This window comes from Pseudomonas quasicaspiana, assembly GCF_021147825.1.
GTDB lineage: Bacteria > Pseudomonadota > Gammaproteobacteria > Pseudomonadales > Pseudomonadaceae > Aquipseudomonas > Aquipseudomonas quasicaspiana.
This window is the reverse complement of the sequence record NZ_JAGTPI010000003.1, coordinates 51,827-77,414: the sequence shown is the minus strand read 5'-3', so window position 1 is coordinate 77,414 and position 25,588 is coordinate 51,827. Positions and strand designations below refer to the sequence as shown.

Here is a 25,588-nt window from a genome sequence, read left to right as displayed (position 1 = left end):
AACCCGGTTTGAAGAGGTAACCCATGTTCGATTACTCCCCCCGCCCCGACCTGCTCACTGGTCGGGTGATTCTGGTCACTGGCGCTGGACGCGGCATTGGTGCTGCGGCTGCGAAAACCTACGCGGCACATGGCGCCACCGTTTTGTTGCTCGGTAAAACCGAAGCCAACCTGACTAACGTGTACGACGAAATCGAAGCCGCGGGCCATCCCAAGCCAGCAGTCATCCCTTTCGACCTGGAAGCCGCGCTGCCCCATCAATACGATGAACTGGCGGCCATGATCGAAAAAGAATTCGGCCACCTTGACGGCCTGCTGCACAACGCCTCGATCATCGGTCCGCGTACGCCGCTTGAGCAGCTATCTGGCGCGCATTTCATGCAGGTCATGCACATCAACGTCAACGCGATGTTCATGCTGACCAGCACGCTACTACCACTGCTCAAGCTGTCCAAAGATGCCTCGGTGGTCTTCACCTCCAGTAGCGTTGGCCGCAAGGGCCGAGCGTATTGGGGTGCTTACGGGGTTTCGAAGTTTGCGACGGAAGGCCTGATGCAAACCCTCGCCGACGAACTCGATACCGTGGCATCGGTGCGCTCCAACAGCATCAACCCTGGCGCCACACGCACCAGCATGCGCGCCCAGGCTTATCCGGCAGAAAACCCGCAGAACAACCCGACCCCGGAAGAAATCATGCCGGTCTATCTGTACCTGATGGGCCCGGACAGCAGCGACGTCAACGGCCAGGCCCTTAACGCGCAATAATATCCCCGCCCCCGCCGTGACGGAAAACCGTCATCGGCGGGTGACTGGCGAGTCCCGCAAGTCAAGGTTATGTCGCCCCTAGACGAAAACCTGCTTGCCAGCCCTCCCAAGCCCTTGTATTTAAAGCGTTATATTTAATTTCAAAGACTGGCACGACTTTCGCTCTGACTCAGCTTATCCAGCAATGCGCGCTGAGGAATGACGCCATGATTTCTCCTAAACCACCCAAAGCTATTAATTTTGATGCAGCCAAAATGAAACGACTGGGCATGCATCAACGACAGGTTCAGAACAACGTACAGCCGCCTGTCGGCTTGACGCAATTGGTGCAACAGCTCGGTCAGCAATTGCAAACCAGCCTGGAAGCGGAGCGAATCCTGGGGATGTTTTTCCGGGGTGTTCAGCGCGTGGTCCCGCTTGATGGGCTCAGCTACGAATACGCTGAAAGTGATCTGTACATGCAGATGGGCGAACGTGCTCCACACAGCATCAGTTACAACCTCAGTAATGAAGGCGAAGTTCTGGGCCTGTTTACCTTCGAGCGTAATGTGCGCTTCAGCGAAGAGGAATTTGCGGCGCTGGAATCCCTCATGACCTGCATACTGTTCCCGCTGCGTAACGCGCTGCTGTACCGGGCCGCCATGGAAAGTGCGTTGCGCGATCCGCTGACCGAGACTGGCAACCGCATGGCCATGGATCAAACCCTGGCTCGCGAAATAGAACTCGCACGACGCAACGCCCAGCCACTGTCAGTGCTGATGCTGGATATCGATCACTTCAAGCGCGTCAACGACACCTACGGCCACGCCACCGGCGATGACGTACTCAAATTCATCGCTCAGGCGATTAAAAGCGAGCTGAGAAACGTCGACCGGATATTTCGCTATGGCGGCGAAGAGTTTCTGGTCGTGCTGTCCAACACGGGTCGCGATGCAGCAGGTTTGATGGGGGAACGACTGCGTAAGGCAGCTCAAGAACTGATGCACCCAGGGCTGGATAAAACCCTGGAGTTGACGATCAGCCTCGGTGGCTCAACGCTGCTGCCGGCGGAGTCTGCCGGCAGCCTCATGCGGCGCGCCGATATCGCGCTGTACGTCGCGAAGCGACAAGGCCGTAATCGTCTCGCGATGGCAGGCTAAAACTCAGGTTTCCAGTTCGGCCACTCGCGTGCGAGGCGATTTGGCCTTTTCCAGCTGCATGCAGTGTTCCAGAAAGAGATACATGTAGTCATAACTCTTGGTGACTGCCTGCCGCAGTTCAGTCTGCAATTGCACGCTTGGGTTATTGCCCGCCAGCGTACAGATGATTTCCAGTGCCTCCCAAGGGTGCGAATCGTCATACTGCGCGTGCATCTTCAGCCACTTCATCGCACGCTTGCGCGACTCCTCGGGAAATCCGTCGGCGTATACGTCCGAGGAGCACACGACAGCCGCCCACTCCCCCGTGGCCCCTTCGATGGCGTAATTGGTCGCAGCCATACCCACCACCAATGAGTCAGACGAACTGGTGTGCCAGCACCAGTGACTCAGCGCATGCAACTCGGGAGACACGTGCTGAGCCTTGAGGTCATCAAGGCTGACACCGTGGGCATCCGCCCAATTTACCCAATAGTCAGCATGGTTAAGCTCCACGCGAATATTGCGCATCAACCAGCGGCGCGCCATGTCTTCGCCGGGATGACGGGCAAAGCGGGTCTTCGCCAGGCTGTTGGCCATGTAGATAGCGAACTGCTCAACCACCGGCCAGCCACCAATCAAATAATGACGCATGACTTTAGGGCTCAGGCGCCCGTCACGCATGCGTTGATAGAGCTCGTGCTCGACCACTCTGGATTTAGCGAAACTGCAATCAATGATCAATTGCTGTGCCCAAGCCGGATAACTGCTGGCTTCCATGAGCGGACCGGTTCTGCTGAAAGTATCGATCACTGTGTGGCTCCTTTTCGTGAAGTTAATGGCTTATCGGAATGTTCCTGGCGTGCTGAACAACAACGGGACGGCCCTTGAAGGGCGTGCATGAAGACTTTGGCACGTGAACAACTGAGGACGTTCAATCAGATATCCCTGAGCGAAGTCAACTCCGATCTCACGCAGTGCGATCTCGATCTGGGGCGTTTCGACGAATTCGGCAATGGTGCGCTTACCCATGACATGGCCAATGTGATTGATCACCTCGACCATGGCGCGGTTGATGGGGTTATCGAGCATGTCTTTGACGAAGCTGCCATCGATCTTCAGATAGTCCACTGGCAAGTGTTTGAGGTATGCAAACGACGACATGCCGGCACAGAAGTCGTCGAGGGAAAACTTGCAGCCCAGCGCCTTCAGATCGTTGATAAAACGGATCGCGCAACCCAGGTTGGCAATCGCGATGGTTTCGGTGATTTCGAAGCAAATCAATGACGGGGGGATGTCATAAGTCCGGAACTGCAGCTTCAGGTAATCAAGAAAAGCATCATCGCCTATGCTCGCCCCCGAGAGGTTGATCGCACACACCGTCATAGGTCCGGCGTAACGCTCAACATCCCGGCCCTGGGCAATGATCTCGAAAACATTGCGCACTACCCAGCGATCCAGTTGGGTCATCAAACCATAGCGCTCGGCAGCCGGAATGAAGTTCTCGGGCAAGATCATGCGCCCGGCCTCATCACGCAGGCGCAAGAGGATTTCGATATGCCCGCTGTCATCCTGAGCATGCTGGCCGATACCGGCGATCTGCTGGGAGAACAGACAGAAACGGTTCTCGTCCAGCGCCATGTGCAAACGCTGCACCCACGCCATCTCACCGAAGCGCATGGACACTTCGGAGTCCTCGGCGTGATAGACCTGAACGCGGTTACGACCTTTTTCCTTGGCCATGTAGCACGCCATATCTGCCGAACGCAGCAACGCCTCCAGCGTCGTTGGAAGTTGAGAAATATGCACCAGGCCAATACTGACCGTGCTGACAAACGGCCTGCCCTTCCAGACAAAGTTCAGGCTCTGAACAGTCTGGCGCAAGGACTCCGCAATCGTTTCAGCCGTCTCCGGCGGGCAGTTCTCCAGCAAAATGCCGAACTCGTCACCGCCTAACCGTGCAAGCGTGTCGCCTTCACGCAAGCCCTGTTGCAGCACCGTGCAAATATGCCGCAGCAGTTCGTCACCGGCCGCATGACCGCTGGTGTCGTTGACCAGCTTGAACTGATCCAGATCCAGGTACATCACGGAATGCTGGCTCGCTTGCCGGGCCAACCCATCAAGCGCCTGTTCCAGGCGATATTCAAACTCACGTCTGTTGGCCAGTCCGGTCAGTGCATCGTGGGTCGCCTGCCAGGACAGATTGGCGATGTACTGCCGCTCCCGCGTCATGTCGTGCAGCACCAGCACCGTGCCGCTGACCCTGCCATCGGTAAAGATCGGCGACCCGACCAACGCCACTGAAACGGTGCTGCCGTCCAGACGCTGGATGAGTTTTGAATGCTCGCTGCCACCGCTGAGCTGACCACTGAGAATATGCTCGATCAGGGTTGAGCTGTCTTTGCGGTCATTTTCGTCAAGCAGGTTGAATAACGCCGCAAGCGGGAGACCACTGGCCTGAAAGTTTTTCCAGTGGGTCAGCCCTTCAGCAGCCGGGTTCATGTAAACGATAGCGCCCTCGACGTCAGTCGTAATCACGCCATCACCAATCGACTCCAACGTGACCTGCGCACGCTCTTTCTCCACCTGAAGGGCATCTGCGAAGGCATGGCGCTGAGTCAATAGTTTGTGCGTCCTGAGCAACGCCAGAATAATCAGCACCACCGCCGTCGCCAGGTTAATGACCAGCAGTAATCGCAGAATCCCTCGGGAGCCTTCGCTCAGGGCGTTACTGAACGCTCTGGCTACTGGCGTCACGCTTTCATTGATGGCGGTGATTTGGGCGCGCCATTCATTAATTTCGGCCTCGGTAGCTGCGCCCGACGAAATACGTTCATGCATCTGATGAGCAAGCGTATCCAGCTGGATCAGAAAGTCATCGCCCAGCCGCCATTGGTCGACGGCTTTTTTCATGTAACCCAATTCACGAAAATTCACATACAGCCAGATGACACTCGCGGCGTCATCAGGATGATTCCCGCCTTGCAGGAAGCCATCTGTCGCTTTTTTGATATCCGGAACCGGCTGATCCAGCGCTACGCGAAGCGCGTGGCCGCCCTCGGGTATTGAAATCGCCTGCTCGTAGCGCTGGAAATTGATCTCTTCGTGGCCATTGGCGTAGAGATTCAGGTAATAAATGGCGTCTTTCTGCCCCTTGGACCATAGGCTTTCGCCGCCGACATAGCTGCGCACGGCTGAAAGCATGTAGAGGCTGACACCCCCCAATAACGCCTGAAACAGCGCGACAGCGATAAATGGCCATACGATGCCCAACAGGCGGGGCTTTTCGAGGATCCGCTTTTGCTTCATGGGTTCCCTTTCATAAGCGATGCCAGATGCTCATCAAGCTGTCTTCAATTCATCCTGCCCAGAGACTAGGTCAAATCCATGAAACCGTTCAGGGAATTTTCTTGAATCTGAAACACACTACCGCCTCGCATGATGGAATCGCGATGCAGTGCACATAAAGAGAAATCAGCGAGCGTTACATGGGTGAAAGAACGCTGTTAACGCGGTGTTACCAACTACCAAGAAAGACCCTAAATGGGATTCTGGCAAGTAACCGTGGGAATTAAATGTGCTGCAGATGACCGTAAAGCTTTGCGTACAGCCCACCTTCAGCAATTAATTGCTGATGATCGCCCTGCTCTGCAATACGACCACCGTCGAAAACCAGCACTTTATCGGCCTGCTTCACCGCGGATAAACGGTGAGCAATGATCAATGTGGTGCGGCCACTGAGAAACCGCGACAGCGCCTGATGCAGGCTGTATTCCGTTGCGGCGTCGAGTGCCGAGGTGGCCTCGTCGAGGATCACTACGCAGGGATCGGCCAATACCATCCGGGCGATAGCCAGACGCTGACGCTGACCGCCAGACAGTCGCACACCCGAGCGTCCCACAACACTGTCGAGCCCTTGCGGCAAGCTGCGAATGGTCGATTCGAGCTGGGCGATTTCCAGCGCTCGCCAACACGCTTCGTCGCTGCGCTCGCGGCCCATGGTCAGGTTGGCACGTACCGTATCGTTGAACAGTGCCGGATGCTGAAGCACCACCGCAACATTCTCCCGAATGGTTTCCAGACCGATCTCCTGCTGGGTGGCGCCACCAAAGCTGATCGTGCCGGCCTGTGGCGTGTACAACCCAAGTAGCAGTTGCACCAAAGTACTTTTACCGCCGCCACTGGCACCCACAACGGCGATCTTCTCACCCGGAGCAATCGTCAGGTTCAGTTGATCGAGAATATTCTCTTCACCGTAACCGAAGCTCAAACCACGCACTTCAATGCCCACGGTTTTCTGACCGGCGAACGGATTGACGCCTCCCGGATACTGCGGCTCATCGGCACGCGCGAGCAGTTCGTTGATTCGGGTCAGCGCCCCGCCTGCGGCGTAATAGGCGTATTGCAGATTAAGTAGCTGTTCCACCGGCCCGATCATGAACCAGAGGTAGCTGAACACCGCCAACATGTGGCCGATGGACAGATCAGAAAACAGCACCGTCAACATGGCCGCGGCGCGAAACACATCGATCCCGAACTGGAACAGCAGCCCACTGGCCCGATTGGACGCGTCACTCTTCCATTGCGAAGCGGTGGCGTAATCACGGACTTCCCGGGCACGCACGCCCAGACGACCGAGGAAATAGCCCTGGCGATTACCGGCGCGGACTTCCTGAATCGAGTCCAGCGTTTCAGTCAGAGCCTGGGTGAACCGCGAGGTGCTGTCGTTCTCCTGCTTTTTGAGGTGTTTGACCCGCTTGCCCAATTGCACCGTGGCGTAAATCACCAGCGGATTGAACAGCAGAATCAGCAGCGCCAGCTTCCAGTGCATCCACATCAGAATCGATGCGGTGCCCGTCAGCGTCAGCATCGCCACCAGAAAACGGCTCAGCGTGTCACCGATGAATTTATCCAGCGTATCCAGATCGGTGACCAGATGCGCAGTCACCGTGCCACCGCCCAGGCTTTCGTATTCCCCCAGAGAGATGCGCTTCAGGCGCTCGATCAGGCGAATTCGTACGCGATACACAATGTCTTTGGACAGCCGTGCAAACAGCTTGGCCTGCACGACGTTGAACACCAGCGCGCCAAGACGCAGACCAAAGGTGAACAGCAGCATCAGGCCGATATAACCCGCTGGTTTTTGCAGGCTGTCGGGCAGGAAGTGATTCATGAACTTCAGCGCGCTGTCGCCGTGCCCCAACAACACCTCATCCACCAGCAAGGGCAACAGCAGAGGGATCGGCACGGTACACAGCGTAGCCAGCACCGCCACACCATTGGCGATCCACAGCGCTTTTTTATGACGTGAAGCCAAGCGACGAATCTGCGCCCAACTCAAGCGGTTGAACGTCACGCTGGACTCGTCCCGATCAGTTTTAAGAGGGTCAGGCACTGGCAGCACGCTCAAGCCAGCGGCCCAATAAAGGCGAGAGTTCTTCCAGCGACTGGTAGCCATTGGTCAACAACGCCAGTTGACCGTTGCGCTCAGCCAGCAAGGTCGGGAAACCCGCGATACCCAGATCCTGGACCCAGGCGAAGTCTGCCTGGGTTGCGGCCAACTGTTCGGCGCTGTCGAAGGCTGCGGCGAATTCGATACGCGGCAAGCCAGCCTGCTCGGCAAGCTCAGCCAGCACCGCGGCACGCGTGACGTCACGTCCCTCGATATAGAACGCCTGCTGAATCAGCCCGACCAGCTTCCAGGCAAAGTCCGGCTCAAGATGACGCGCGGCGACGATGGCCCGGCATGCAGGCTCGGTGTCATAGACAAAACCGTCGGGCAACGCATCGTCGAAACGAAACGTCTGCCCGGTGGTTTTCTCAACCGCTTGCCAGTGCTCAAGGATGTAACGGCGAGTGGTCGGATCGAGCGCCGCCCCGCTACCGGTGCGCAAACCACCCATCACCAGATGCAATGTCACACCACTCGCCTGCGCTTGTTGAACCAGCGCTTGCGCCACAGGAGCAAACCCCCAGCACCAGGAGCACATCGGGTCCATTACATAAAGCAGGCGGGTGGACATGGATCAGGCCTCGTCTGGCTGGCGGTCTTCCAAACGGTAATTACGACCGATTGGGTGTGGCTGATTACGTGCTTTGGCCAGTTCGATCTGCTTCTGGCGGTCGATGGCGCTGCGACGAGTTTTCTCGCTCAGGCTGTCCCAGCAATAAGGGCAACTGATCCCCGCCGAGTAATGCTCACTGGCACGGTCTTCAGCGCTGATCGGCGTGCGGCACGCGTGACATTGATCGTAGTCGCCCTCGGTCAGGTCATGGCGGACAGTGACACGATTGTCGAACACAAAACACTCGCCACGCCACAGGCTTTCATCCTGCGGGACCTCTTCGAGGTATTTGAGAATGCCGCCCTTGAGGTGATAGACCTCGCCGTATCCTTCACCGAGCATGTAGCTGGAAGCTTTTTCGCAGCGGATGCCGCCGGTGCAGAACATCGCGACTTTCTTGTGCACTTCGGGATTGAAGTGTTCCTTGATGTACTCGGGAAACTCGCGAAAGCTGGTGGTCTTGGGGTCGATGGCGCCTTCGAACGTGCCGATGGACACTTCGTAGTCGTTACGGGTGTCGATGACCAGCACTTCCGGGTCGCTGATGATGGAGTTCCAGTCTTTGGGTTCGACGTAGGTGCCGACGGCTTTATTGGGGTCTACACCTTCAACACCCAGGGTCACGATTTCTTTCTTCAGTTTGACTTTGGTGCGATAGAACGGCTGCTCGTCGCAGTACGATTCCTTGTGATCGATGTCGATCATGCGCGGGTCGTTCTTGAGCCAGGCCATCAGGCCATCGATGCCTTCACGGCTACCGGATACGGTGCCGTTGATGCCTTCTTCGGCGATCAGCAAGGTGCCTTTGATGCCGTTGTCGACCATCGACTGGAGCAGCGGCTCGCGCAGTTCGACGTAGTCGCTGAGGGTGACGAATTTGTATAGCGCCGCTACGACGATGGGCTGATTCATCGGCTGTTGTGTCATGTGTATCTCCAGGTGGCGACCCTCGCAAAGGGCCTACCGGATAGAAAGTAATTCAATAAAAACGCGCAGGGTGTGCAGCGCGGGGCGGATTCTAGCAAAGATGGGGGGATGGGTGGGATCGAGGGGAGTGAATCAAATAGCGGAGCGGCTTGGACTTGTATGAATATCCGTTAGTTGGGCAACGGCTGGTTTGGGGTTGCGCCCTTACGGCGCCTCACTTTTGGGGCCCAAAAGTAAGCAAAAGGCTCTTGCCCCACCACTCGGCCCCTCGCTGTCGCTCGGTGTACCCGCCCGCAGATCCTGAACCGTGGGCCGCCGCAACGGGCCATCCATGGCCCAATGCGGCTAACCCGGCGTCCTGCCGGGTTACCCACGGTTCAGAATCTGCGTTCGGCCAGCGTGGTTTAACGGGGCGCCTAAGATCAAAATCAAAAGCAGATCAAAAGCAGATCAAGAGCAGATCAAGAGCAGCGATTTCACCTCGTACTGGTAGGAGCGAACTTGTTCGCGAGACGTCAGCACAGCCAACACAGACGTCGTCTGAAACACCGCTTCGCAGCCTTCGGCAGCTCCTACAGAATGTCGGCAAACCCAATAAAACAGGTCGGCTGTCAGGCCGCCGCGCTTTTGATTTTGATCTGAGGCGCCCCGTTAAATCACGCTGGCCGAACGCGGATTTGAAACCGTGGGTAACCCGGCAGGACGCCGGGTTAGCCGCATTGGGCCATGGATGGCCCGTTGCGGCGGCCCACGGTTTCAGATCTGCGGGCGGGTACACCGAGCGACAGCGAGGTGCCGAGTGATGGGGCAAGAGCGTTTTGCTTACTTTTGCGCTGTTCAAAAGTGAGGCGCTGTAAAAGCGCAACCAATATCAGCCATTACCCGACATCGGATATGTACACAAAACAGCTGTCAGTCACCACCCGCACAAACAGGCGAAACCGGCGCAGCGCCGGTTTTCGCCCACTCGACCGGCGTATAGGTGTGCAACGCCAGGGCATGAAACTCGCCCATCAAGCCGCCCAGAATGCCGTAGACCTTCTGGTGCCGCTTGACAGCGTTAAGCCCCTCGAATTGCTCACTGACAATCACAGCCTTGTAGTGAGTCTGCTCGCCACGGCTATGCATATGGCTCTCATCAAGCACTTGCAAATGCAATGGTTGAAACACAGCCAGCGCCGACTCGATTCGCGTTTGCATAGTCATGACAGGCTTCGCTTATCAGGGCTTTTTGGCAGGAGCAGGAGCGGCTTTCTTGGAAGGCTCCAGTTCAGTCGTCATGTCAGCCAGCAGCTTGTTGACGACAGGAACAGCGCTTTCCAGCTTGCCCTGAGTCAACTGAGCAGATTGCTGAGTCAGCTCAGGCATCTTGGTCAGAACCTTCTTGCCCAATGGAGACTGGTAAAACGCAACCAGATCCTTCAACTCACTTTCAGTGAAGTTCGCCGTGTAAAGCTTGACCATATCCGGCTTCAGCTTGTTCCAGCCGATGGCCTGGTCCAAAGCAGCGTTGGCTTTGGCCTGGTAAGTTTCGAGAACGGCTTTTTTAGCCTCTGGTGCTTTGGTTTCGGCGAAACGCTGAGCAAACATCTGTTGTACTTGCATGTACACCGGGGTGCCCAGCTTGTCGGCGTTAGCCAGTTTCAAGAAGGTTTCAGCGCTGGCGTTGTGGCTGGCGGTATCGGCAAGAACCTGGCCGCTGGCACATACCAGAACAGCCGCAGTACAGATGGCGCGAAGACGGGTCATCGAGTTTCCTTTCTAGCAGTCGAGGCAGAACCTCAGGGCCGACCATTCTGCGCCCATGTCTGCTTTTGGCTCAACCCCTGACTGCCCAAGCGGTTAAAAACCACGATCGGGGGAACCCAGATAGGATCATGGAGCCTAAACTGCGCATACAAACTTAAGGAGTGAGTCCAGTGAGCCGCACAGAAACCGATAGCATTGGTCCGATCGACGTTCCCGATGACGCTTACTGGGGAGCTCAGACTCAACGCTCACTGATCAATTTCGCCATTGGCGACGAGCACATGCCGTTGCCGGTGCTGCATGCTCTGGCCCTGATCAAGAAGGCCGCCGCCCGGGTCAATGACCGCAACGGTGACCTGCCCGCAGACATCGCGCGGCTGATCGAACAAGCCGCCAACGAAGTGCTCGCGGGCGAGCTGGACTCGCAATTCCCGCTGGTGGTCTGGCAGACCGGCAGTGGCACCCAGAGCAACATGAACGTCAACGAAGTCATCGCCGGCCGGGCCAACGAACTGGCGGGTCAGGGACGCGGCGGCAAGACGCCCGTGCATCCAAACGACCACGTCAACCGCTCGCAAAGCTCCAACGATTGCTTCCCGACCGCCATGCATATCGCGGCTGCGCAGGCCGTCAAAGAACAGCTGTTGCCAGCGATTGCAGAGCTGTCCTCGGGCCTGGCCGAGCAGTCGGCACGCCACATGAAGCTGGTGAAAACCGGGCGCACGCACATGATGGACGCGACACCGATCACCTTCGGCCAAGAGCTGTCGGCCTATGTCGCACAACTGGACTATGCCGAGAAAGCCATTCGCGCCACCCTCCCCGCGGTCTACGAACTGGCTCAGGGCGGAACGGCAGTTGGCACCGGTTTGAATGCGCCCCACGGTTTTGCTGAAGCCGTGGCTGCAGAGTTGGCGGCGTTGTCAGGTCTGCCATTCGTGACCGCACCTAACAAATTCGCCGCACTGGCGGGCCACGAACCGTTGATGGCCTTGTCCGGCGCGCTGAAAACCCTGGCCGGGACGCTGATGAAAATCGCCAACGACCTGCGCTTGCTGGGCTCCGGTCCCCGGGCCGGGTTTGCCGAGGTGAAGCTCCCTGCCAATGAACCTGGCAGTTCAATCATGCCAGGCAAGGTCAACCCGACGCAGTGCGAAGCGCTGTCGATGCTGGCCTGTCAGGTGATGGGTAATGACGTCACTATCGGTTTCGCCGCCAGCCAGGGCCACCTGCAATTGAACGTGTTCAAGCCCGTGCTGATTCATAACCTGCTTCAGTCGATTCGCTTGCTGGGTGATGGCTGCCGTAACTTCAACGAGCATTGCGTGGCGGGCATGGAACCCGATGCCGGGAAAATGGCTGAACATCTCGAACGTGGCTTGATGCTGGTGACGGCGTTGAACCCGCATATCGGTTATGACAAGTCCGCACAAATCGCCAAAAAAGCGTACAGCGAAGGTCTTACCCTGCGTGAAGCGGCACTGGCGCTGGGCTACCTCACCGATGAACAGTTCGACGCCTGGGTGCGACCGGAAAAAATGCTCGAGGCAGGCAGTAATGGTTGAGGCCCGACACGGCGCGACACGGCTGGAAGGTGACGGCAAACGGATTCTGATGATTTTCGGTACGCCGAAAAGCGCCAGCTTCGGCCATGCCTTGGGCGAAGCCTATGCACAAGGTGCCCGCAGCGGCGGGCATGTGGTGCGCATGCTGAAACTGAGCGAACTGGATTTCGACCCGGTGCTGCATAACGGTTATCAGCAAAGTCAGATGCTTGAGCATGACTTGCTGGAAGCCCAGCGCGAGATCCATTGGGCTGAGCATCTGGTGTTTGTCTATCCGGTCTGGTGGGGCGGCTTGCCGAGCCTGCTGACAGGGTTTCTGGACCGGGTGCTGATGCCCGGTTTTGCCTTCAAGAGCCATGGCCGCAAGAGTGCGGCTAACGAATTGCTCAGAGGCCGCACGGCGGAACTGCTGGTCACGATGGACACACCGCCGCGCTACTTCCGATGGGTATATGGTGCCCCGGCACATCGGCAGATGGTCCGCACCGTATTGGCCTTCTGTGGCATCAAGACCAAACGCCTCAGCGAGTTTGCGCCGGTGCAGACTTCGACTGAGGAGCAACGTCAGCAGTGGCTCAAAAAAGCCGAACAGCTCGGTAAACGCTAAACCTGACTCGCCAGCCTGGCTTTGCGCGCGCGCAGGCCAGCCAGCAAAGACGGCCCTAGCGCTACCACCGCCGAACCCACTACTACCAGCACTGCCCCGCCATATCCCAACGCGTTGATATCCTCATGTTTGACGAAATCCGGCCACAGCCAGGCGGCGACGGCAACCGATGCGAAGGTCACTAACGGCGTCAACGCGAGGGTTGCACTGACCCGGGATGCTTCCCAATGGGCCAGCGCTTCAGCAAACGCACCATAGGCAACCAGGGTATTCAGGCAGCATGCCAGCAACAGCCAGCCCTGCACCGGGCTTAGCAGTAATGCTTCCATCGGATGCGCCCAAGGTGTGATCACCAAAGCGCAAAACAGGTAGATCACCATCATCACCTGGAATGAATTCCACACGGTCAACAGTTGCTTCTGGCTCAGGCCATAGAACGTCCAGACTGTCGCCGCCAGGAAAGCAATCAGTACGCCTGTGGTGTATTCGCTCATGGATGTCAGCAGTTCTGCGAGCCGCTGATTGAAGAACAACGTAAAACCGATCAGCAACACCGCCAGACCAAAGCCCTGAGCAATGGTAAAGCGCTCCTTGAACAGGAAAACGCTGCCGATCAGCAGCAGGATCGGCCCCACCTGAATGATCAATTGCGCGGTGCCGGGGCTGAGAATCTGCAGGCCAAGCAGGTACAGGATGTAATTGCCGACCAGACCGAAGACTGCCAGCGCCACGAGGCCTTTACCGCGCATGCCCAGCGCTTTGAAACTGGGCAATTGCCGTTTCGCGGCCAGCCAGATGAACAACAACATCCCCGATACCATCAGCCGAAACCAGGTCACTGTGACCGGGTCCATCACCTGCAGAACCTGCTTGAGCTTGATCGGCAGAATGCCCCACAGGAACGCGGTAACCAGCGCCAGACAAAGGCCATAGACCCAGCGGCCAGAAGAAATATGCATGAAGAAAAAGTCCCGGATATAAAGCAGGGAGACAGTCTAGGCCCTACGAGCCTGACGACACAGTTACAGTTGCGCAGTGAGAACGCTGACAAGTGTTTTAGTCAGCCTCGACCTGGCGCGGTTCAACATGATTACGCTGGTAGGTTTCATCGCCCATGGCTGCGATCTGCTGGTCGATCAGCGCCTCAAAGGGCACTAGCAAGGGCGCGAATGAACGCGGGGCCTCAATAATCTGCAAGGCGCAGGTGATCGCTTCCAGTGTCGAAAGCGCGTCCGGCCCCGGTGCTTTTCGCAGGCGGTAGCGCGATTCAGGGGCCGTGGTCAGCGTCACTCGCGGCAGCGCGGCCAGCTCCGGATTCAGATGCAACAGCTTGCGCGCCTTGCGCCAGGTTCCGTCCGGGACCACCAACAGAATCGGCAGACTGTCCACTGGTTGCGCCACCAGATTCTCCGCGCCCTCCCCCGGGAACAATAGACACGGTCGATAGCCCGGCGGATTGAGCAACGCGTGCAAATCCTCGAAAACCTCACCCACTACCCACTGGGAATTGTTCAGTCCCAGCGCCGCCAACCGCGCGGTATTCAGCGCATGGTTCACTTCACTGGGATGCTGCAGGATCAGAACACGGGTGCGGCTGTCCAGCTGTGGGATCAGTGAGCACAGGCAATGGCTTTCGGGACGCAGACAACGTTCGCAGCGCGGGCGGGACATCGGTGTTCCTCAGATCGGGTTGAGTTGCGCTTTGAGCAAGTCGCGGAAAGTCTGGATCAACGGCTCACGACTACGTCCGCGCCGCACGATCATGGAGAACGGTGCCTGATAGCCAAACGTTGCTGGCAGCAGAACACGTAGATGACCAGAGTCCACCCAGGATTGCGCGTAGTGCTCAGGCAAGTAACCGATGTAAGCGCCCGACAGCACCAGAATCAATTGCGCCTCCATGCTTTCCACGGTGGCAGCGCTGTGCTTGAAACCGTGCCGGGCCAGCTCTGCCTGGCTCCAGTAACCGCGCCCGACCATCCGTTGCTGGGCGATGACAGGCTCAGGGATACGCCGTTCGGTAAACAACGGGTGGCGATTACTGCAGTACAGCCAGTGCTGCTCGCGATACAACGGCTGATAAAGCAAGCCGTTCATGCGCGTGGAAAACGAGCCGATGGCCAGATCCAGACGGTTATCCAGCACACCCAGTTGCAACTCATAAGGGCTCATCACTGACAGATGCAAATGCACGGCGGGATGTTCGGCGCTGTACGCACCGATCACTTCGGCAAACGGCAAAGCCCGGTCGCTGACGGTGGAGTCCAGCACCCCGAGGTTCAGGGTGCCGCGCAGTTCACCCTTGAGCGCTGCGGCGTAGAGCTCGAAGCCTTCCAGCTCGCCGAGCAGGCGCAAAGTTTCCTGATGGAACAGCTCTCCCTTGCTGGTCAGGCTGAAACCACCCCGGCCTCGATGACACAAGACGATCCCCAGCGCGGCTTCAAGTTGACTCATATAAGTACTGATCGCCGAAGTGGACAGGTTCAATTCCTGTTGCGCACTGGCAAAGCCTTGATGACGCACCACACTGGCGAAAATCCGCAGGAGTTTGAGGTCGGGTAAAGCGCTGGGCATGGAGGGGTCCGGTAGAAAAAGATCGCACGTCGTGTTGTGTAGGAGCTGCCGAAGGCTGCGAATTCAGTTGTCCTGTTACACCGCTTTCGCAGCCTTCGGCAGCTCCTACAGATATCAACCCGGCTCTAAAACAGAGTTGATCCCTATCTGGATAGGTCCCGCAGCTTAGCCCAAAACGGCTTTAGTTCTGAAATTCCTGAACTAAGTATTTCGCTCCAGCGATTGTTCCTCGCTCCCATGCTTTGCAAAATTGCCTCATTGAAACCAACGCTGAGGCATTCTCGTGGACAAGATTTTTCACCAGCCACTGGGCGGCAACGAAATGCCGCGCTTCGCCGGTATCGCCACCATGATGCGCTTGCCGCATTTGCAAACCGCAGCAGGTCTGGATGCCGCATTTGTCGGGGTTCCCCTGGATATTGGCACCTCGCTGCGCGCCGGCACCCGCTTCGGTCCTCGCGAAATCCGCGCCGAATCGGTGATGATCCGTCCCTACAACATGGCCACCGGCGCTGCGCCGTTTGACTCGCTGTCCGTAGCGGACATCGGCGACGTAGCCATCAATACGTTCAACCTTCTGGATGCCGTACGCATCATCGAAGAGGCGTACGACGAAATCCTCGGCCACGACGTGATCCCTCTGACACTGGGTGGCGACCACACCATCACCCTGCCCATCCTGCGGGCCATCCACAAGAAGCACGGCAAGGTCGGTCTGGTGCATATCGACGCCCACGCCGACGTCAACGACCACATGTTTGGCGAAAAGATTGCCCACGGCACCACGTTCCGCCGTGCCGTTGAAGAGGGTCTGCTGGACTGTGACCGCGTTGTGCAGATTGGCCTGCGCGCTCAGGGTTACACCGCCGAAGACTTCAACTGGAGCCGCAAGCAGGGTTTCCGCGTAGTCCAGGCCGAGGAATGCTGGCACAAGTCGCTTGCGCCTTTGATGGCTGAAGTGCGGGAGAAAGTCGGCGGCGGCCCGGTTTATCTGAGTTTCGACATCGATGGCATCGACCCAGCCTGGGCACCTGGTACCGGCACCCCGGAAATCGGCGGGCTGACCACGATTCAAGCCATCGAGATCATTCGTGGCTGCCAGGGTCTAGATCTGATCGGTTGCGATCTGGTGGAAGTCTCGCCGCCCTACGACACCACAGGTAACACCTCGTTATTAGGTGCCAACCTGCTTTATGAAATGCTCTGTGTTTTACCGGGCGTTGCTCATCGCTGAGCTGTATCTCTGCGCAAAAAGGATGCCTCAGCGCATCCTTTTTTATTTCCCGTGAACACGACAGATGGCGAGGATATTGGCGAATATGAGCTAGCCTTAAAGGCATAGCCGAATGGACACTCCCCTTGTTTTATGGAAGTCAGGGCTGATCCTCCAACGACAGAACAGGGGATTATCATGGATCGTGACGAAGTGCGAAGGTACGTCGAGGGAGCCCTTGGGGTGATCCTCGTCGACAAATCAGTGATTAGAGAGAGCCGAACGCTCGAAGACCTTGTTCTTGACGAAGAAGACATTGATGAGCTTTTCAAGAAGCTTCACGAATCTGGAATCAACGTCAAGAAACGGGAAAAAGAGGAAGCGTTGAAGCACCCCGAAAGCACAACAGTGATGGCGTTGATTGATCACATCTTTGTGAGCTTGCAGAAATGACAGCGTGTCGTGTTACTCAACGGAAAACACGCTTTCGGGTAGTTTCAGGTAATCAAGACCTGAACGCTACGACGACGGGACGCGGTCGCGTCCCGGGAGGGATGGCGCGGTACTGACTACCGACGCTGAGGCTGACGGCGCCGTTTGTCGTCGGTGCGCAACGGTACAGGTTGCAATTTAGGGCGCTCGATCAAACCCAGAGCAACCCCGAGATCATGAAGCCAATCTTGCAATTTAGTGTCCATATAGCCCCCCTTCAGGGAAATACTTAACGGCTGGTTCTCAAGCCGCTTGTTACAGATAAATAGTAGTGCCGAATCACACTTTACGCCTGCTCACGCAGTCTTGCGGAAAAACATCTTTCACGATGTGTTCAATGTGACATTTCTTGTGTCGATGCCGCGTATTTATGCGACAGACGGTGACACCGCGCAGCCCTTCTCGCACGGCAGGAGCGAACTTGTTCGCGAGGCGTCAGGCCTGAAACACCGCGCAGCCCCTATCGCCAACAAGTTGCCTCCTACCCGAACAACCTGACACCACACCACCCGGTAGGAGCGAACTTGTTCGCGAGGCGTCATGCCTGAACACCGCGCAGCCCCTATCGCCAACAAGTTGCCTCCTACCCGAACAACCTGACACCCCGCCACCCGGCAGGAGCGAACTTGTTCGCGAGGCGTCAGGCCTGAAACACCGCGCAGCCCCTTCTCGCCAACAAGTTGGCTCCCACCCGAACAACCTGACACCGCGCCACCCGGCAGGAGCGAACTTGTTCGCGAGACGTCAGGCCTGAAACACCGCCCAGCCCCTATCGCCAACAAGTTGCCTCCTACCCGAACAACCTGACACCCCACACCCGGTAGGAGCGAACTTGTTCGCGAGGCCTCATGCCTGAAACACCGCGCAGCCCCTATCGCCAACAAGTTGCCTCCTACCCGAACAACCTGACACCCCGCCACCCGGCAGGAGCGAACTTGTTCGCGAGGCGTCATGTCTGAAACACCGCGCAGCCCCTATCGCCAACAAGTTGCCTCCTACCCGAACAACCTGACACCCCACCACCCGGTAGGAGCGAACTTGTTCGCGAGGCGATTCAACTGGCAAACCACGTAGTCCTTCTCGCTAACAATCGGGAGGCATTCCGACGATGAACGATGACGAGGTCAGCCAAGAACAAACCCGTCCATCACTCCGGCAGCTGCACCAGCCCCTCATCATCGGTCATTGCCTTCTCCAGCAAGTCAGCAGGCAGGTTCTTGCTGGCCCGGGCGCCGAGTAGCTTGAGCTGCTCACTGCGGCTTACCAGGTTGCCGCGCCCGTCAGTCAGTTTGTTGCGGGCGGCGCTATAAGCCTTGTCCAGTTGCTGCAGGCGACTGCCGACTTCATCCAGATCCTGAATGAACAACACGAACTTGTCATATAGCCAACCGGCACGCTCGGCGATTTCCCGGGCGTTCTGGCTTTGACGCTCCTGCTTCCAAAGGCTGTCGATGACCCGCAAGGTAGCCAGCAAGGTGGTCGGACTGACGATCACGATGTTGCGATCAAAGGCTTCCTGAAACAGATTTGGCTCAGCTTGCAGTGCAGCGGAAAAGGCCGCTTCTATTGGCACAAACAGCAGGACGAAATCCAGGCTGTGCAGCCCTTCAAGACGCTTGTAATCCTTGCCGGACAAGCCTTTGACATGATTACGCAGCGAAAGCACATGCTGCTTCAGGGCGGTCTGACCGATCACATCGTCGTCGGCACTGATGTACTGCTGATAGGCCGTCAGGCTGACCTTGGCATCCACCACCACTTGTTTATCGCCGGGCAACATGATCAGCACATCAGGCTGAAAGCGCTCGCCGTCCGGTCCCTTCAGGCTGACCTGAGTCTGATATTCGCGACCCTTTTCAAGACCGGCATGCTCAAGCACACGCTCAAGAATCAGTTCCCCCCAGTTACCCTGGGTTTTCTGCCCTTTGAGGGCGCGTGTCAGATTGGTCGCTTCATCGCTGAGTCGCAGATTGAGCTGCTGCAGCCGCTCCAGTTCTTTGCCCAGAGAAAAACGTTCACGGGCTTCGGCCTGATAACTCTCCTCCACACGTTTTTCGAATGACTGAATGCGCTCTTTAAGAGGATCAAGCAGTTGGCCGAGCTGCTGCTGGCTGGTCTCGGCAAAACGCTGTTCGCGCTCATCAAAAATCTTGCTGGCCATTTCCGCGAACTGAGCCCGGAGCTCATCCCGGGAACTCTGCAGATCGTTCAGGCGTTGCTGATGATTTTCCTGTTGTTCGCGAAGCTCGGCAGTCAATGCAGCGCATTGCACATCCAGACGGCGCAATTCCGCTTCTTTATTAGTGCGCTCATGGTGCCAGTCCTGGGCAGCGGCCTGGGCGTTATCGCGCTCATGGCGCAGCAACTCGACTTCACGACGCGTTGCGGCCAGATCAGCTTGCTTGACGGAGTTGGCCTGACTCAGATCACTGATCTCGTCACGGCAGGCATCCAGTTGCGCATTCAACCCGTCCTGAGCCATCTGTGCAGTGCTCAGTCGCTCGTCGAGCAGCGCGGTGTCCGCTTGTTGCTGAGTCAGTTTGCGCTGCAGCTGCCAGGCCAAAACCAATAGTGGCAACGCCGCTGCACCTAGCCCAAGAAGCAGGCTGTTCAAATCCATTGCCATAGGGACTCCAGGATGCCGGATTCATGCAGCATTATGCGCGATGCAGCGTGTGCGTCAGCAGCGGATTGCGTGTGCGCTTAACGGAGGTCCAGTTGACCGAGTAGATGCCGGGCGTCCTGCGAGCCCTTGGCCGAAGCCAGTTCCAGCCAGTGGCGGGCCTTTTGCGGCTCGTTGATAGGCGCTTGAGCGCACAGTCGGCCGTATTCGAATTGAGCACTACAGTCTCCGGCGCGAGCCGCCTGCCGCAACAGTTCATGACCCATGCGACGGTCGCGGGTGTTGCCGCAATCCCGGCAGAGCATTTGCCCCAGTCGGCTCTGCGCAACCACCACACCGCTGCGCGCAGGTTGTTTGAGCAGACGGCCGGCGAAGTGTTTGACGCTGGGCTTTTGATTCAAGCGCGGATTATCCAGCAACCATAACGCGACGCGCAGAGAGAGACGTGCAGGTTCGCGGGCTACAGCTTGAGATTCGTGCGATGGATCAGGACGAGACTTCATAAACACAACGGGGGCAAATCAGGAGGCGCGCAACTCTACACTTTTTCTCGCAGAGGTAAAGGGGCAGAACGCGAAAGGCGCGTCGTAGAGCCAGCGCTCGGGACAATCCACAGAAGCTGTGGATAACTCAGTGGACAACCGCCCCTCGTGCCCCGCAAACGCAGACAGAATGCGGCCTGCGCTCAAACTGACGATTTTTTCACCAGCAAAAAAATTTGATGTTTTTCATTGACTTAATAATTCGCCACGCTAAATCAAGCCCTTAGAAGCGCTTATGACAGTGATGTGGCAGCTATTTGCGCCAATGTGCACAAGTCAATCTCAGGTCGCGATTATTTTCTGGAAATGGCGCTACAACCCGCCTACAACTGCAAGCCAATCTCAACTGGAACAGTAACTTGAGCGGATCCAGCGACGAACGGCGCCCTTCTCTGTATGTTTTTTCACCAGCACCCTTCCAATGCCCTGACAACTCCGTTACCATCGTCGCCGTTAGTACCAAGCTGAAAGTCAATTTTTTGGTCGAAAAAGTCCCCCGGCAAACTTTCTTCAAAACGTAAGGAAGTTGCTGACAACAAGGGATCGACCACCTCGATGGTTTCCAGACATGGCCTGCATGCCGACTACCCGCAGACGGGAGTGGTGATGCAATCATCCATGGCCTGACCGAACCAGCCTGCAATTGATCAGGATCTGCACCCAGAGCGTCGAACCTTTGCTCTTGTTGTGTTGCCTGCCCTCCTAAGTACCTACCGGTCAGCCCGAGCGCCATACGATAAAGTGCGCTTCAACTGGCTGCTTTTGTTCCAGACAGGTTCTTCGCCCAGCCATATCCTGCCGATCAGGATCGCCCGCGTTTACTGGAACGTTTATTTTTGCACGGTAATGTTCCGTGTCGTTTTAGGAAACACCTTAATAATGACTACTCATCATCAGACTCAACACGCTATTCATACACTGACCAACGCTTTTGCCCCAATGAACTGCCTGATCATGGCCGCTCGCAAAGGCTGCTTCAGCTTCACCCTGGTCAACGAACACGGCATCGCTCGTCACACCGAGCGTCTGTACCCCGATCAGTACTCCAGCGCAGAGCCGCTGCAGGCCGTGATCGAGCGTACCCGTCAGGCCCTCATCGCCTGATACGCCGCTCGTTTTCGCAGGAATAAAAAAGCCCCGCCTTTCAAAGCGGGGCTTTTTTTCGCCTCGATATTGCTCAAACCCTCTATCGCCAAGGGCCATATGGGAAGCGACGACTGGCAGGAATTAACCTGAAAACAATCCTTTACACGCGAAATATGACACTACACTTCAACTCAGGCGATCACGATCGCTTCCGACGGGCCTGATTCTATTGTCGCTGCCACACGTCCGGGCCCGCCGGTCACTTTTCCCCGAGGATGTCATGGGAATCGATGCCAGAGATTTATCCCGCCACGTAATTCGGCCCACCTTGTTGTATCTGGACCGGCACAGCCCGCGCGCCGAATCGTTCCTACTCGCCGTCGCCGCCAGTCAATCAGATCTGGGCGCTGCACTGGACAGCCGCCGCGGGCATGGCCTGTACAGCATATCCGAAGGCTGTCATAGGCAGCTCTGGGACAACTATCTGGCGCTCGACCCTGAACTGGCAAGCCTGGTTCGCGGCCTGGCCAGTCAGCATGCTTTTCTCACAGGGCCGCACCTGGAACTGACCGTCAACCTGCGTTACGCCACCGCCATCGCCTGGTTGATGGTCGAAGCTCAAGGTTCTTGCCTGCCCGCCGACGAAGATCCCCGCGTAATGGCCAAAATATGGCGCGAAATATTTCAGCCCCAAGGCCGTTTACGCGATTTCATGAGTGCCTGGCAAAGCTGTGTAACACCACTTTCGCACCCGGCTTGAATGACTTTCGAGCAAATCACGATAAAAACAGATCGCGACATTTTTCGCGGATTGTCCTACAAAAAACGCTCTAGATCAGGCCATTCGGACTATGGCGCAATCTGAGAAATGTTGGTAATTTTCGCGCGGTGATCAACAAGGAGTTCTAATAATGAAAAAAGTAATGCTCAAGACCACACTTACCCTTTCAATCAGCCTGGCCACTTCCCAACTCTTCGCCGCAGGTTTTGCGCTCAACGAGCAAAGCGTCAGCGGCATGGGCACCGGTTTCGCGGGCCGCTCTTCATCCGCCGATGACGCAAGTACCGTATATGGCAACCCGGCCGGTATGTCCCGCCTCAAGCGCGAGCAATTCACCGTTGGCGCTGCCGGGGTCTTCGCCAAGACCGATATCGACAATGCAAGTGGCTCAGCTGCGGGCAGTAATGATGGCGATATGGTACCGGTCGTCGGAGTTCCGATGGGCTATTACGTCAAGCCAATTGACGATCACTGGGCTGTCGGCTTCGGTGTCTATGTGCCCTTCGGCTTGAAAACCGAATACGAAAATGATTTCCAGGGCCGGTACTTCGCTCACGACAGCAAAGTGCAGGTCATCACCCTGCAACCAACCGTCAGCTACGCCTTTAACGACACAGTCTCGATCGGTGGTGGCCCGACCTTCAACCGCATCGACGGCACGCTCAGCTCAGCCCTGCCAAACCCGTTCGGCGGCGCCGATGGCGAAGCCAAGATCAAGGGCGATGACGTCGCGGTAGGCTACAACATCGGGATCATGGTCCAGGCCACTGACAAGACTCGTCTGGGCCTGACTTATCACTCGAAGGTCGACTACAAACTCAAAGGCAGCACCAAGGTTGATCTCGGCGCGCTCAATCCTCTGCTCGGTAGCCGTGACTACGACGCCAAGCTGAACATCCAGACACCTGAAACGGTCGACGCCTCGTTCACCCATGAGTTGAACGACCAGTGGACCCTTTATGGTGGCAGTACCTGGACACGCTGGAGTCGCCTGAAAAGCATCACGGTGCAGAACTCTGGCAACTTCGGGGTGATCGGCGAGGCTAACTTCGGCACGATCAACGAAGATCAGAACTGGCACGACACTTGGGCACACGCTATTGGTGCCGCTTACAAGGTCAACAAAGAGTGGACCCTGCGCACCGGCTTCACCATCGACCAGGCGCCGACCAACAACACTGATCGCTCCCCCCGCATCCCCACTGGCGACCGCAAGATCGTCAGCTTCGGTGCAGGCTGGAGCCCGACAGAAAATATGACCATTGATGTTGCGTATTCTTATCTGCGTGAAGACGAAGCCAAGATTCGTAGCGCAAGCGCCAGCCGGGGTACTTACAGCGCAGACTATCGCAACACCGCTCACGGTCTGGGCAGCTCCATCACCTACCGCTTCTGATCCATCGACCAAAACGGGCTGACCCAGCCGTTTGCAGGTCAACAAAAAGCCCCGCAATCAGCAATGGTTGCGGGGCTTTTTCGTTACGACTGAATCAAGGTTTGGAGGCGATAGCCTTTTCAACGGCAGCAATCAGCTCCGGGTCATCCGGCGTGGTCATGCTAGAGAAGCTGGCAACCACGTTGCCTTTACGATCCACCACGTACTTGTAGAAATTCCAGCGCGGCGCGTTGCTCTGCTCGGCCAGCACTTTGAACAAGTGAGTAGCATCGTCACCCCTGACGGGTTGCGGCTCGGTCATGGTGAAGGTCACGCCGTAATTGACGTAGCAAACCTTGGCGGTTTCTTCGCCATCCTTGGACTCTTGTTTGAAGTCGTTGGACGGCACGCCGAGCACTTCAAGGCCCTCCCCTTTGAAGCGCTGATTCAATGCTTCCAGGCTTTTGAACTGGGGAGCGAACCCACAGAAGCTGGCGGTATTGACCACCAGCATTGGCTTGCCGGCGAAGCGCTCGCACAGGTTGATATTTTCCTTGGCGCGCAACTTGGGCAATTCGCCTTGCAACAACGCCGGGCAATCAGCGGCCATGGCAGTGCCACCTAAAGCGAACATGAGAACCGGCAGAGCAATCCAGCGAATGTGCATAAGGCATCCCGAGCGCCCGTGCGGCGCAGTCATTGTTGTCTATGGGACAAACTAACCCGCGCCCGGCTAAATGCCTAGAGGCAAGCGCCCATGCCCAACTGCAAAGCGGCGAGCCCAACGTTTTGCCAGGCCCACCAAATCAGCGCCAGCGTCAGAGCGCCAGCCATACCCGCGCCCCAGAACAACCATCTGCTCATGCAGCTTGCGCCTGCAATCGGGCAACCGGGAGTTCACGCACCGGCCAGTTCAACCCCGCCGCCAACAGGCTCAAGAGTATCGACACTTGCCAGATCAAGTCGTAATTCCCGGTCCGGTCATACACAACACCTCCCAGCCAACCGCCGAGGAAAGCACCCAGTTGATGGAACAGGAACACGATACCACCGAGCATCGACAGGTTACGCACGCCGAACAAGGTCGCGACGGTGCCGTTGGTCAGCGGGACGGTGGACAGCCACAGCAAGCCCATGGCCACGCCAAACAGATAGGCAGAGGTTTCACTGAGCGGCAGCGTGATGAACAACACAATCACCACGGCGCGGAGCAAATAGAGCACGGTCAGCAGACGCGGCTTGGACATGCGCCCGCCCAGCCAGCCTGCGGTGTAAGTGCCAAAAATATTGAACAGACCGATCAGCGCCAGCACAGTGGTGCCAACCTTGGCGGGTAAATGCTGATCCACCAGATAGGCAGGCAAGTGCACGCCGATGAACACCACTTGAAAACCGCAAACGAAAAAACCCAGTGCCAAGAGCCAGAAGCCCGAATGCGAACAGGCTTCCTTCAATGCTTCGCTCAGGGTTTGCTCGCCACCGACCAGCGGCGTCGGGCTGTCCCTGAGCATCATCACCAGCGGCAGAATCAGCGCCACCAGCACGCCAAGTACCAGCAAAGCGCTGGACCACCCCAGCCAGCCAATCAGACCCAGCGTGCCGGGCAGCATGGCGAACTGACCGAAAGACCCTGCGGCACTGGCGATCCCCATGCCCATGCTGCGTTTTTCAGCGGGCAACGCACGGCCGACGACACCCAGAATCACCGAGAACGACGTGCCTGACAGGCCAATGCCGATCAATAAGCCAGCGCTCAATGACAAGCTGAGAGGCGTGTCAGCCATGCTCATCAGCATCAGGCCGATGGCATAGAGAACGCCACCGATGAACACCACTTTCGCTGCGCCGAAGCGGTCGGCCAACGCACCCGCGAACGGCTGCGCCAGGCCCCACATCAGGTTCTGAAAGGCGATCGCGAACGCAAACACCTCACGCCCCCAGCCAAAGTCTGCACTCATGGGAGCGAGGAACAAACCAAAGCCATGCCGCGTACCCAGCGACAGCGCCAGAATCAACGCGCTGCCTAGCAGGATCCAGCCACTGGTACGCCAGACGGATGTCATTGTTGTTCTCCCGCTTGCACACTCAAGAAAAATTACGTGGATATACC

25 protein-coding genes are annotated in these 25,588 nt (G+C 57.2%); 9 read left to right on the top strand and 16 right to left on the bottom strand.

Annotated elements, in window-relative coordinates:
- Nucleotides 1-23: 23 nt before the first annotated feature.
- Both KDX30_RS03670 and KDX30_RS03665 read left to right on the top strand, forming a co-directional pair.
- Nucleotides 24-764 (top strand): YciK family oxidoreductase, encoded by a 741-nt coding sequence (locus KDX30_RS03670; protein ID WP_231674990.1) that lies wholly within the window; start codon nt 24-26, stop codon nt 762-764.
- Nucleotides 765-970: 206 nt separating this feature from the next.
- Nucleotides 971-1,903 carry a GGDEF domain-containing protein gene (locus tag KDX30_RS03665; protein WP_027898218.1) on the top strand — a complete coding sequence of 311 codons (933 nt, stop codon included), beginning with the start codon at nt 971-973 and terminating at the stop codon, nt 1,901-1,903.
- A 3-nt stretch (nt 1,904-1,906) separates the two neighbouring features.
- Here the strand turns inward: KDX30_RS03665 and KDX30_RS03660 are convergent, their stop codons facing one another.
- From KDX30_RS03660 to KDX30_RS03630, 7 genes are all read right to left on the bottom strand, one after another.
- Nucleotides 1,907-2,659, bottom strand: coding sequence for a TenA family transcriptional regulator (locus KDX30_RS03660; protein ID WP_264760198.1), 753 nt, complete (start codon nt 2,657-2,659; stop codon nt 1,907-1,909).
- A gap of 63 nt (nt 2,660-2,722) precedes the next feature.
- The gene (locus KDX30_RS03655; RefSeq protein WP_231674988.1) at nt 2,723-5,188 is read right to left on the bottom strand and encodes an EAL domain-containing protein; all 2,466 of its coding nucleotides are present in this window, start codon (nt 5,186-5,188) and stop codon (nt 2,723-2,725) included.
- A gap of 262 nt (nt 5,189-5,450) precedes the next feature.
- Complete coding sequence (locus tag KDX30_RS03650; RefSeq protein ID WP_231674987.1) at nt 5,451-7,337, bottom strand: ABC transporter ATP-binding protein; 1,887 nt, start codon at nt 7,335-7,337, stop codon at nt 5,451-5,453.
- A complete protein-coding gene (locus KDX30_RS03645; protein WP_164581461.1) occupies nt 7,267-7,869 on the bottom strand; it encodes a DsbA family protein in 603 nt (200 codons plus the stop codon). Before KDX30_RS03645 ends, KDX30_RS03650 begins: the two co-directional genes overlap by 71 nt.
- Nucleotides 7,870-7,905: 36 nt before the next feature.
- The gene (trhO, locus tag KDX30_RS03640) at nt 7,906-8,856 is read right to left on the bottom strand and encodes an oxygen-dependent tRNA uridine(34) hydroxylase TrhO (RefSeq protein WP_455127253.1); all 951 of its coding nucleotides are present in this window, start codon (nt 8,854-8,856) and stop codon (nt 7,906-7,908) included.
- A gap of 927 nt (nt 8,857-9,783) precedes the next feature.
- Nucleotides 9,784-10,077 carry a BolA family protein gene (locus KDX30_RS03635; protein WP_027902053.1) on the bottom strand — a complete coding sequence of 98 codons (294 nt, stop codon included), beginning with the start codon at nt 10,075-10,077 and terminating at the stop codon, nt 9,784-9,786.
- A gap of 15 nt (nt 10,078-10,092) precedes the next feature.
- Nucleotides 10,093-10,620, bottom strand: coding sequence for a DUF2059 domain-containing protein (locus KDX30_RS03630; RefSeq protein ID WP_027902054.1), 528 nt, complete (start codon nt 10,618-10,620; stop codon nt 10,093-10,095).
- A gap of 170 nt (nt 10,621-10,790) precedes the next feature.
- Between KDX30_RS03630 and KDX30_RS03625 the strand changes: the two genes are divergently transcribed.
- Together KDX30_RS03625 and KDX30_RS03620 are read left to right on the top strand one after the other, a co-directional pair.
- Entirely contained in the window at nt 10,791-12,185 is a 1,395-nt protein-coding gene (locus KDX30_RS03625) for a class II fumarate hydratase (protein WP_122704300.1), read from the top strand.
- The gene (locus tag KDX30_RS03620) at nt 12,178-12,792 is read left to right on the top strand and encodes an NAD(P)H-dependent oxidoreductase (protein WP_027902056.1); all 615 of its coding nucleotides are present in this window, start codon (nt 12,178-12,180) and stop codon (nt 12,790-12,792) included. The genes KDX30_RS03625 and KDX30_RS03620 overlap by 8 nt, the downstream gene beginning before the upstream one ends.
- Here the strand turns inward: KDX30_RS03620 and KDX30_RS03615 are convergent.
- From KDX30_RS03615 to KDX30_RS03605, 3 genes are all read right to left on the bottom strand, one after another.
- Nucleotides 12,789-13,751 carry a DMT family transporter gene (locus KDX30_RS03615; RefSeq protein WP_099270608.1) on the bottom strand — a complete coding sequence of 321 codons (963 nt, stop codon included), beginning with the start codon at nt 13,749-13,751 and terminating at the stop codon, nt 12,789-12,791. The two genes, KDX30_RS03620 and KDX30_RS03615, sit on opposite strands and share 4 nt — an antisense overlap.
- A gap of 97 nt (nt 13,752-13,848) precedes the next feature.
- Nucleotides 13,849-14,463, bottom strand: coding sequence for a tRNA-uridine aminocarboxypropyltransferase (locus KDX30_RS03610; RefSeq protein ID WP_231674985.1), 615 nt, complete (start codon nt 14,461-14,463; stop codon nt 13,849-13,851).
- Between the two features lie 9 nt (nt 14,464-14,472).
- Nucleotides 14,473-15,366, bottom strand: a complete 894-nt coding sequence (locus KDX30_RS03605) for a LysR family transcriptional regulator (RefSeq protein WP_027902059.1) — start codon at nt 15,364-15,366, stop codon at nt 14,473-14,475.
- Nucleotides 15,367-15,649: 283 nt separating this feature from the next.
- Between KDX30_RS03605 and speB the strand changes: the two genes are divergently transcribed.
- Both speB and KDX30_RS03595 read left to right on the top strand, forming a co-directional pair.
- Entirely contained in the window at nt 15,650-16,600 is a 951-nt protein-coding gene (gene speB / locus KDX30_RS03600; protein ID WP_027902060.1) for an agmatinase, read from the top strand.
- Between the two features lie 177 nt (nt 16,601-16,777).
- On the top strand, nt 16,778-17,032 hold the full coding sequence (locus tag KDX30_RS03595) for a hypothetical protein (protein ID WP_099270611.1): 255 nt from the start codon (nt 16,778-16,780) through the stop codon (nt 17,030-17,032).
- Nucleotides 17,033-17,148: 116 nt separating this feature from the next.
- On the opposite strand, the gene KDX30_RS29560 is transcribed toward KDX30_RS03595, so the two are convergent.
- From KDX30_RS29560 to KDX30_RS03585, 3 genes are all read right to left on the bottom strand, one after another.
- Nucleotides 17,149-17,277, bottom strand: coding sequence for a PA1414 family protein (locus KDX30_RS29560; RefSeq protein WP_319946078.1), 129 nt, complete (start codon nt 17,275-17,277; stop codon nt 17,149-17,151).
- A gap of 941 nt (nt 17,278-18,218) precedes the next feature.
- The gene (gene rmuC, locus KDX30_RS03590) at nt 18,219-19,583 is read right to left on the bottom strand and encodes a DNA recombination protein RmuC (RefSeq protein ID WP_161628611.1); all 1,365 of its coding nucleotides are present in this window, start codon (nt 19,581-19,583) and stop codon (nt 18,219-18,221) included.
- Nucleotides 19,584-19,774: 191 nt separating this feature from the next.
- Nucleotides 19,775-20,197, bottom strand: coding sequence for a tetratricopeptide repeat protein (locus KDX30_RS03585; RefSeq protein WP_122704296.1), 423 nt, complete (start codon nt 20,195-20,197; stop codon nt 19,775-19,777).
- Nucleotides 20,198-21,115: 918 nt separating this feature from the next.
- Here KDX30_RS03585 and KDX30_RS03580 point away from each other — a divergent pair.
- The 3 genes from KDX30_RS03580 to KDX30_RS03570 all read left to right on the top strand — a co-directional run bounded on the left by KDX30_RS03580 (nt 21,116) and on the right by KDX30_RS03570 (nt 23,499).
- On the top strand, nt 21,116-21,340 hold the full coding sequence (locus KDX30_RS03580) for a hypothetical protein (protein ID WP_027902063.1): 225 nt from the start codon (nt 21,116-21,118) through the stop codon (nt 21,338-21,340).
- 262 nt (nt 21,341-21,602) lie between these two features.
- Nucleotides 21,603-22,082 (top strand): hypothetical protein, encoded by a 480-nt coding sequence (locus tag KDX30_RS03575; protein WP_231674984.1) that lies wholly within the window; start codon nt 21,603-21,605, stop codon nt 22,080-22,082.
- Between the two features lie 151 nt (nt 22,083-22,233).
- On the top strand, nt 22,234-23,499 hold the full coding sequence (locus KDX30_RS03570; RefSeq protein WP_122704292.1) for an OmpP1/FadL family transporter: 1,266 nt from the start codon (nt 22,234-22,236) through the stop codon (nt 23,497-23,499).
- A 94-nt stretch (nt 23,500-23,593) separates the two neighbouring features.
- Here the strand turns inward: KDX30_RS03570 and KDX30_RS03565 are convergent, their stop codons facing one another.
- The 3 genes from KDX30_RS03565 to KDX30_RS03560 form a co-directional block, all read right to left on the bottom strand.
- Nucleotides 23,594-24,145: a glutathione peroxidase gene (locus KDX30_RS03565; RefSeq protein WP_027902066.1), complete on the bottom strand. Its 552-nt coding sequence runs from the start codon at nt 24,143-24,145 to the stop codon at nt 23,594-23,596.
- Between the two features lie 74 nt (nt 24,146-24,219).
- Nucleotides 24,220-24,342, bottom strand: coding sequence for a hypothetical protein (locus KDX30_RS29465; RefSeq protein WP_264760093.1), 123 nt, complete (start codon nt 24,340-24,342; stop codon nt 24,220-24,222).
- Nucleotides 24,339-25,541 carry an MFS transporter gene (locus KDX30_RS03560; protein WP_122704288.1) on the bottom strand — a complete coding sequence of 401 codons (1,203 nt, stop codon included), beginning with the start codon at nt 25,539-25,541 and terminating at the stop codon, nt 24,339-24,341. The genes KDX30_RS29465 and KDX30_RS03560 overlap by 4 nt, the downstream gene beginning before the upstream one ends.
- Nucleotides 25,542-25,588 lie beyond the last annotated feature (47 nt).

Bases quoted from the DNA above. Each gene is read 5' to 3' on its own strand.
- KDX30_RS03670 (WP_231674990.1), top strand. From the start codon at position 24: ATGTTCGATTACTCCCCCCGCCCCGACCTGCTCACTGGTCGGGTGATT.
- KDX30_RS03665 (WP_027898218.1), top strand. From the start codon at position 971: ATGATTTCTCCTAAACCACCCAAAGCTATTAATTTTGATGCAGCCAAA.
- KDX30_RS03660 (WP_264760198.1), bottom strand. From the start codon at position 2,659: ATGGAAGCCAGCAGTTATCCGGCTTGGGCACAGCAATTGATCATTGAT.
- KDX30_RS03655 (WP_231674988.1), bottom strand. From the start codon at position 5,188: ATGAAGCAAAAGCGGATCCTCGAAAAGCCCCGCCTGTTGGGCATCGTA.
- KDX30_RS03650 (WP_231674987.1), bottom strand. From the start codon at position 7,337: ATGGCTACCAGTCGCTGGAAGAACTCTCGCCTTTATTGGGCCGCTGGC.
- KDX30_RS03645 (WP_164581461.1), bottom strand. From the start codon at position 7,869: ATGTGCTCCTGGTGCTGGGGGTTTGCTCCTGTGGCGCAAGCGCTGGTT.
- trhO (WP_455127253.1), bottom strand. From the start codon at position 8,856: ATGAATCAGCCCATCGTCGTAGCGGCGCTATACAAATTCGTCACCCTC.
- KDX30_RS03635 (WP_027902053.1), bottom strand. From the start codon at position 10,077: ATGACTATGCAAACGCGAATCGAGTCGGCGCTGGCTGTGTTTCAACCA.
- KDX30_RS03630 (WP_027902054.1), bottom strand. From the start codon at position 10,620: ATGACCCGTCTTCGCGCCATCTGTACTGCGGCTGTTCTGGTATGTGCC.
- KDX30_RS03620 (WP_027902056.1), top strand. From the start codon at position 12,178: ATGGTTGAGGCCCGACACGGCGCGACACGGCTGGAAGGTGACGGCAAA.
- KDX30_RS03615 (WP_099270608.1), bottom strand. From the start codon at position 13,751: ATGCATATTTCTTCTGGCCGCTGGGTCTATGGCCTTTGTCTGGCGCTG.
- KDX30_RS03610 (WP_231674985.1), bottom strand. From the start codon at position 14,463: ATGTCCCGCCCGCGCTGCGAACGTTGTCTGCGTCCCGAAAGCCATTGC.
- KDX30_RS03605 (WP_027902059.1), bottom strand. From the start codon at position 15,366: ATGCCCAGCGCTTTACCCGACCTCAAACTCCTGCGGATTTTCGCCAGT.
- KDX30_RS03595 (WP_099270611.1), top strand. From the start codon at position 16,778: ATGGATCGTGACGAAGTGCGAAGGTACGTCGAGGGAGCCCTTGGGGTG.
- KDX30_RS29560 (WP_319946078.1), bottom strand. From the start codon at position 17,277: ATGGACACTAAATTGCAAGATTGGCTTCATGATCTCGGGGTTGCTCTG.
- KDX30_RS03585 (WP_122704296.1), bottom strand. From the start codon at position 20,197: ATGAAGTCTCGTCCTGATCCATCGCACGAATCTCAAGCTGTAGCCCGC.
- KDX30_RS03580 (WP_027902063.1), top strand. From the start codon at position 21,116: ATGACTACTCATCATCAGACTCAACACGCTATTCATACACTGACCAAC.
- KDX30_RS03575 (WP_231674984.1), top strand. From the start codon at position 21,603: ATGGGAATCGATGCCAGAGATTTATCCCGCCACGTAATTCGGCCCACC.
- KDX30_RS03570 (WP_122704292.1), top strand. From the start codon at position 22,234: ATGAAAAAAGTAATGCTCAAGACCACACTTACCCTTTCAATCAGCCTG.
- KDX30_RS03565 (WP_027902066.1), bottom strand. From the start codon at position 24,145: ATGCACATTCGCTGGATTGCTCTGCCGGTTCTCATGTTCGCTTTAGGT.
- KDX30_RS29465 (WP_264760093.1), bottom strand. From the start codon at position 24,342: ATGAGCAGATGGTTGTTCTGGGGCGCGGGTATGGCTGGCGCTCTGACG.
- KDX30_RS03560 (WP_122704288.1), bottom strand. From the start codon at position 25,541: ATGACATCCGTCTGGCGTACCAGTGGCTGGATCCTGCTAGGCAGCGCG.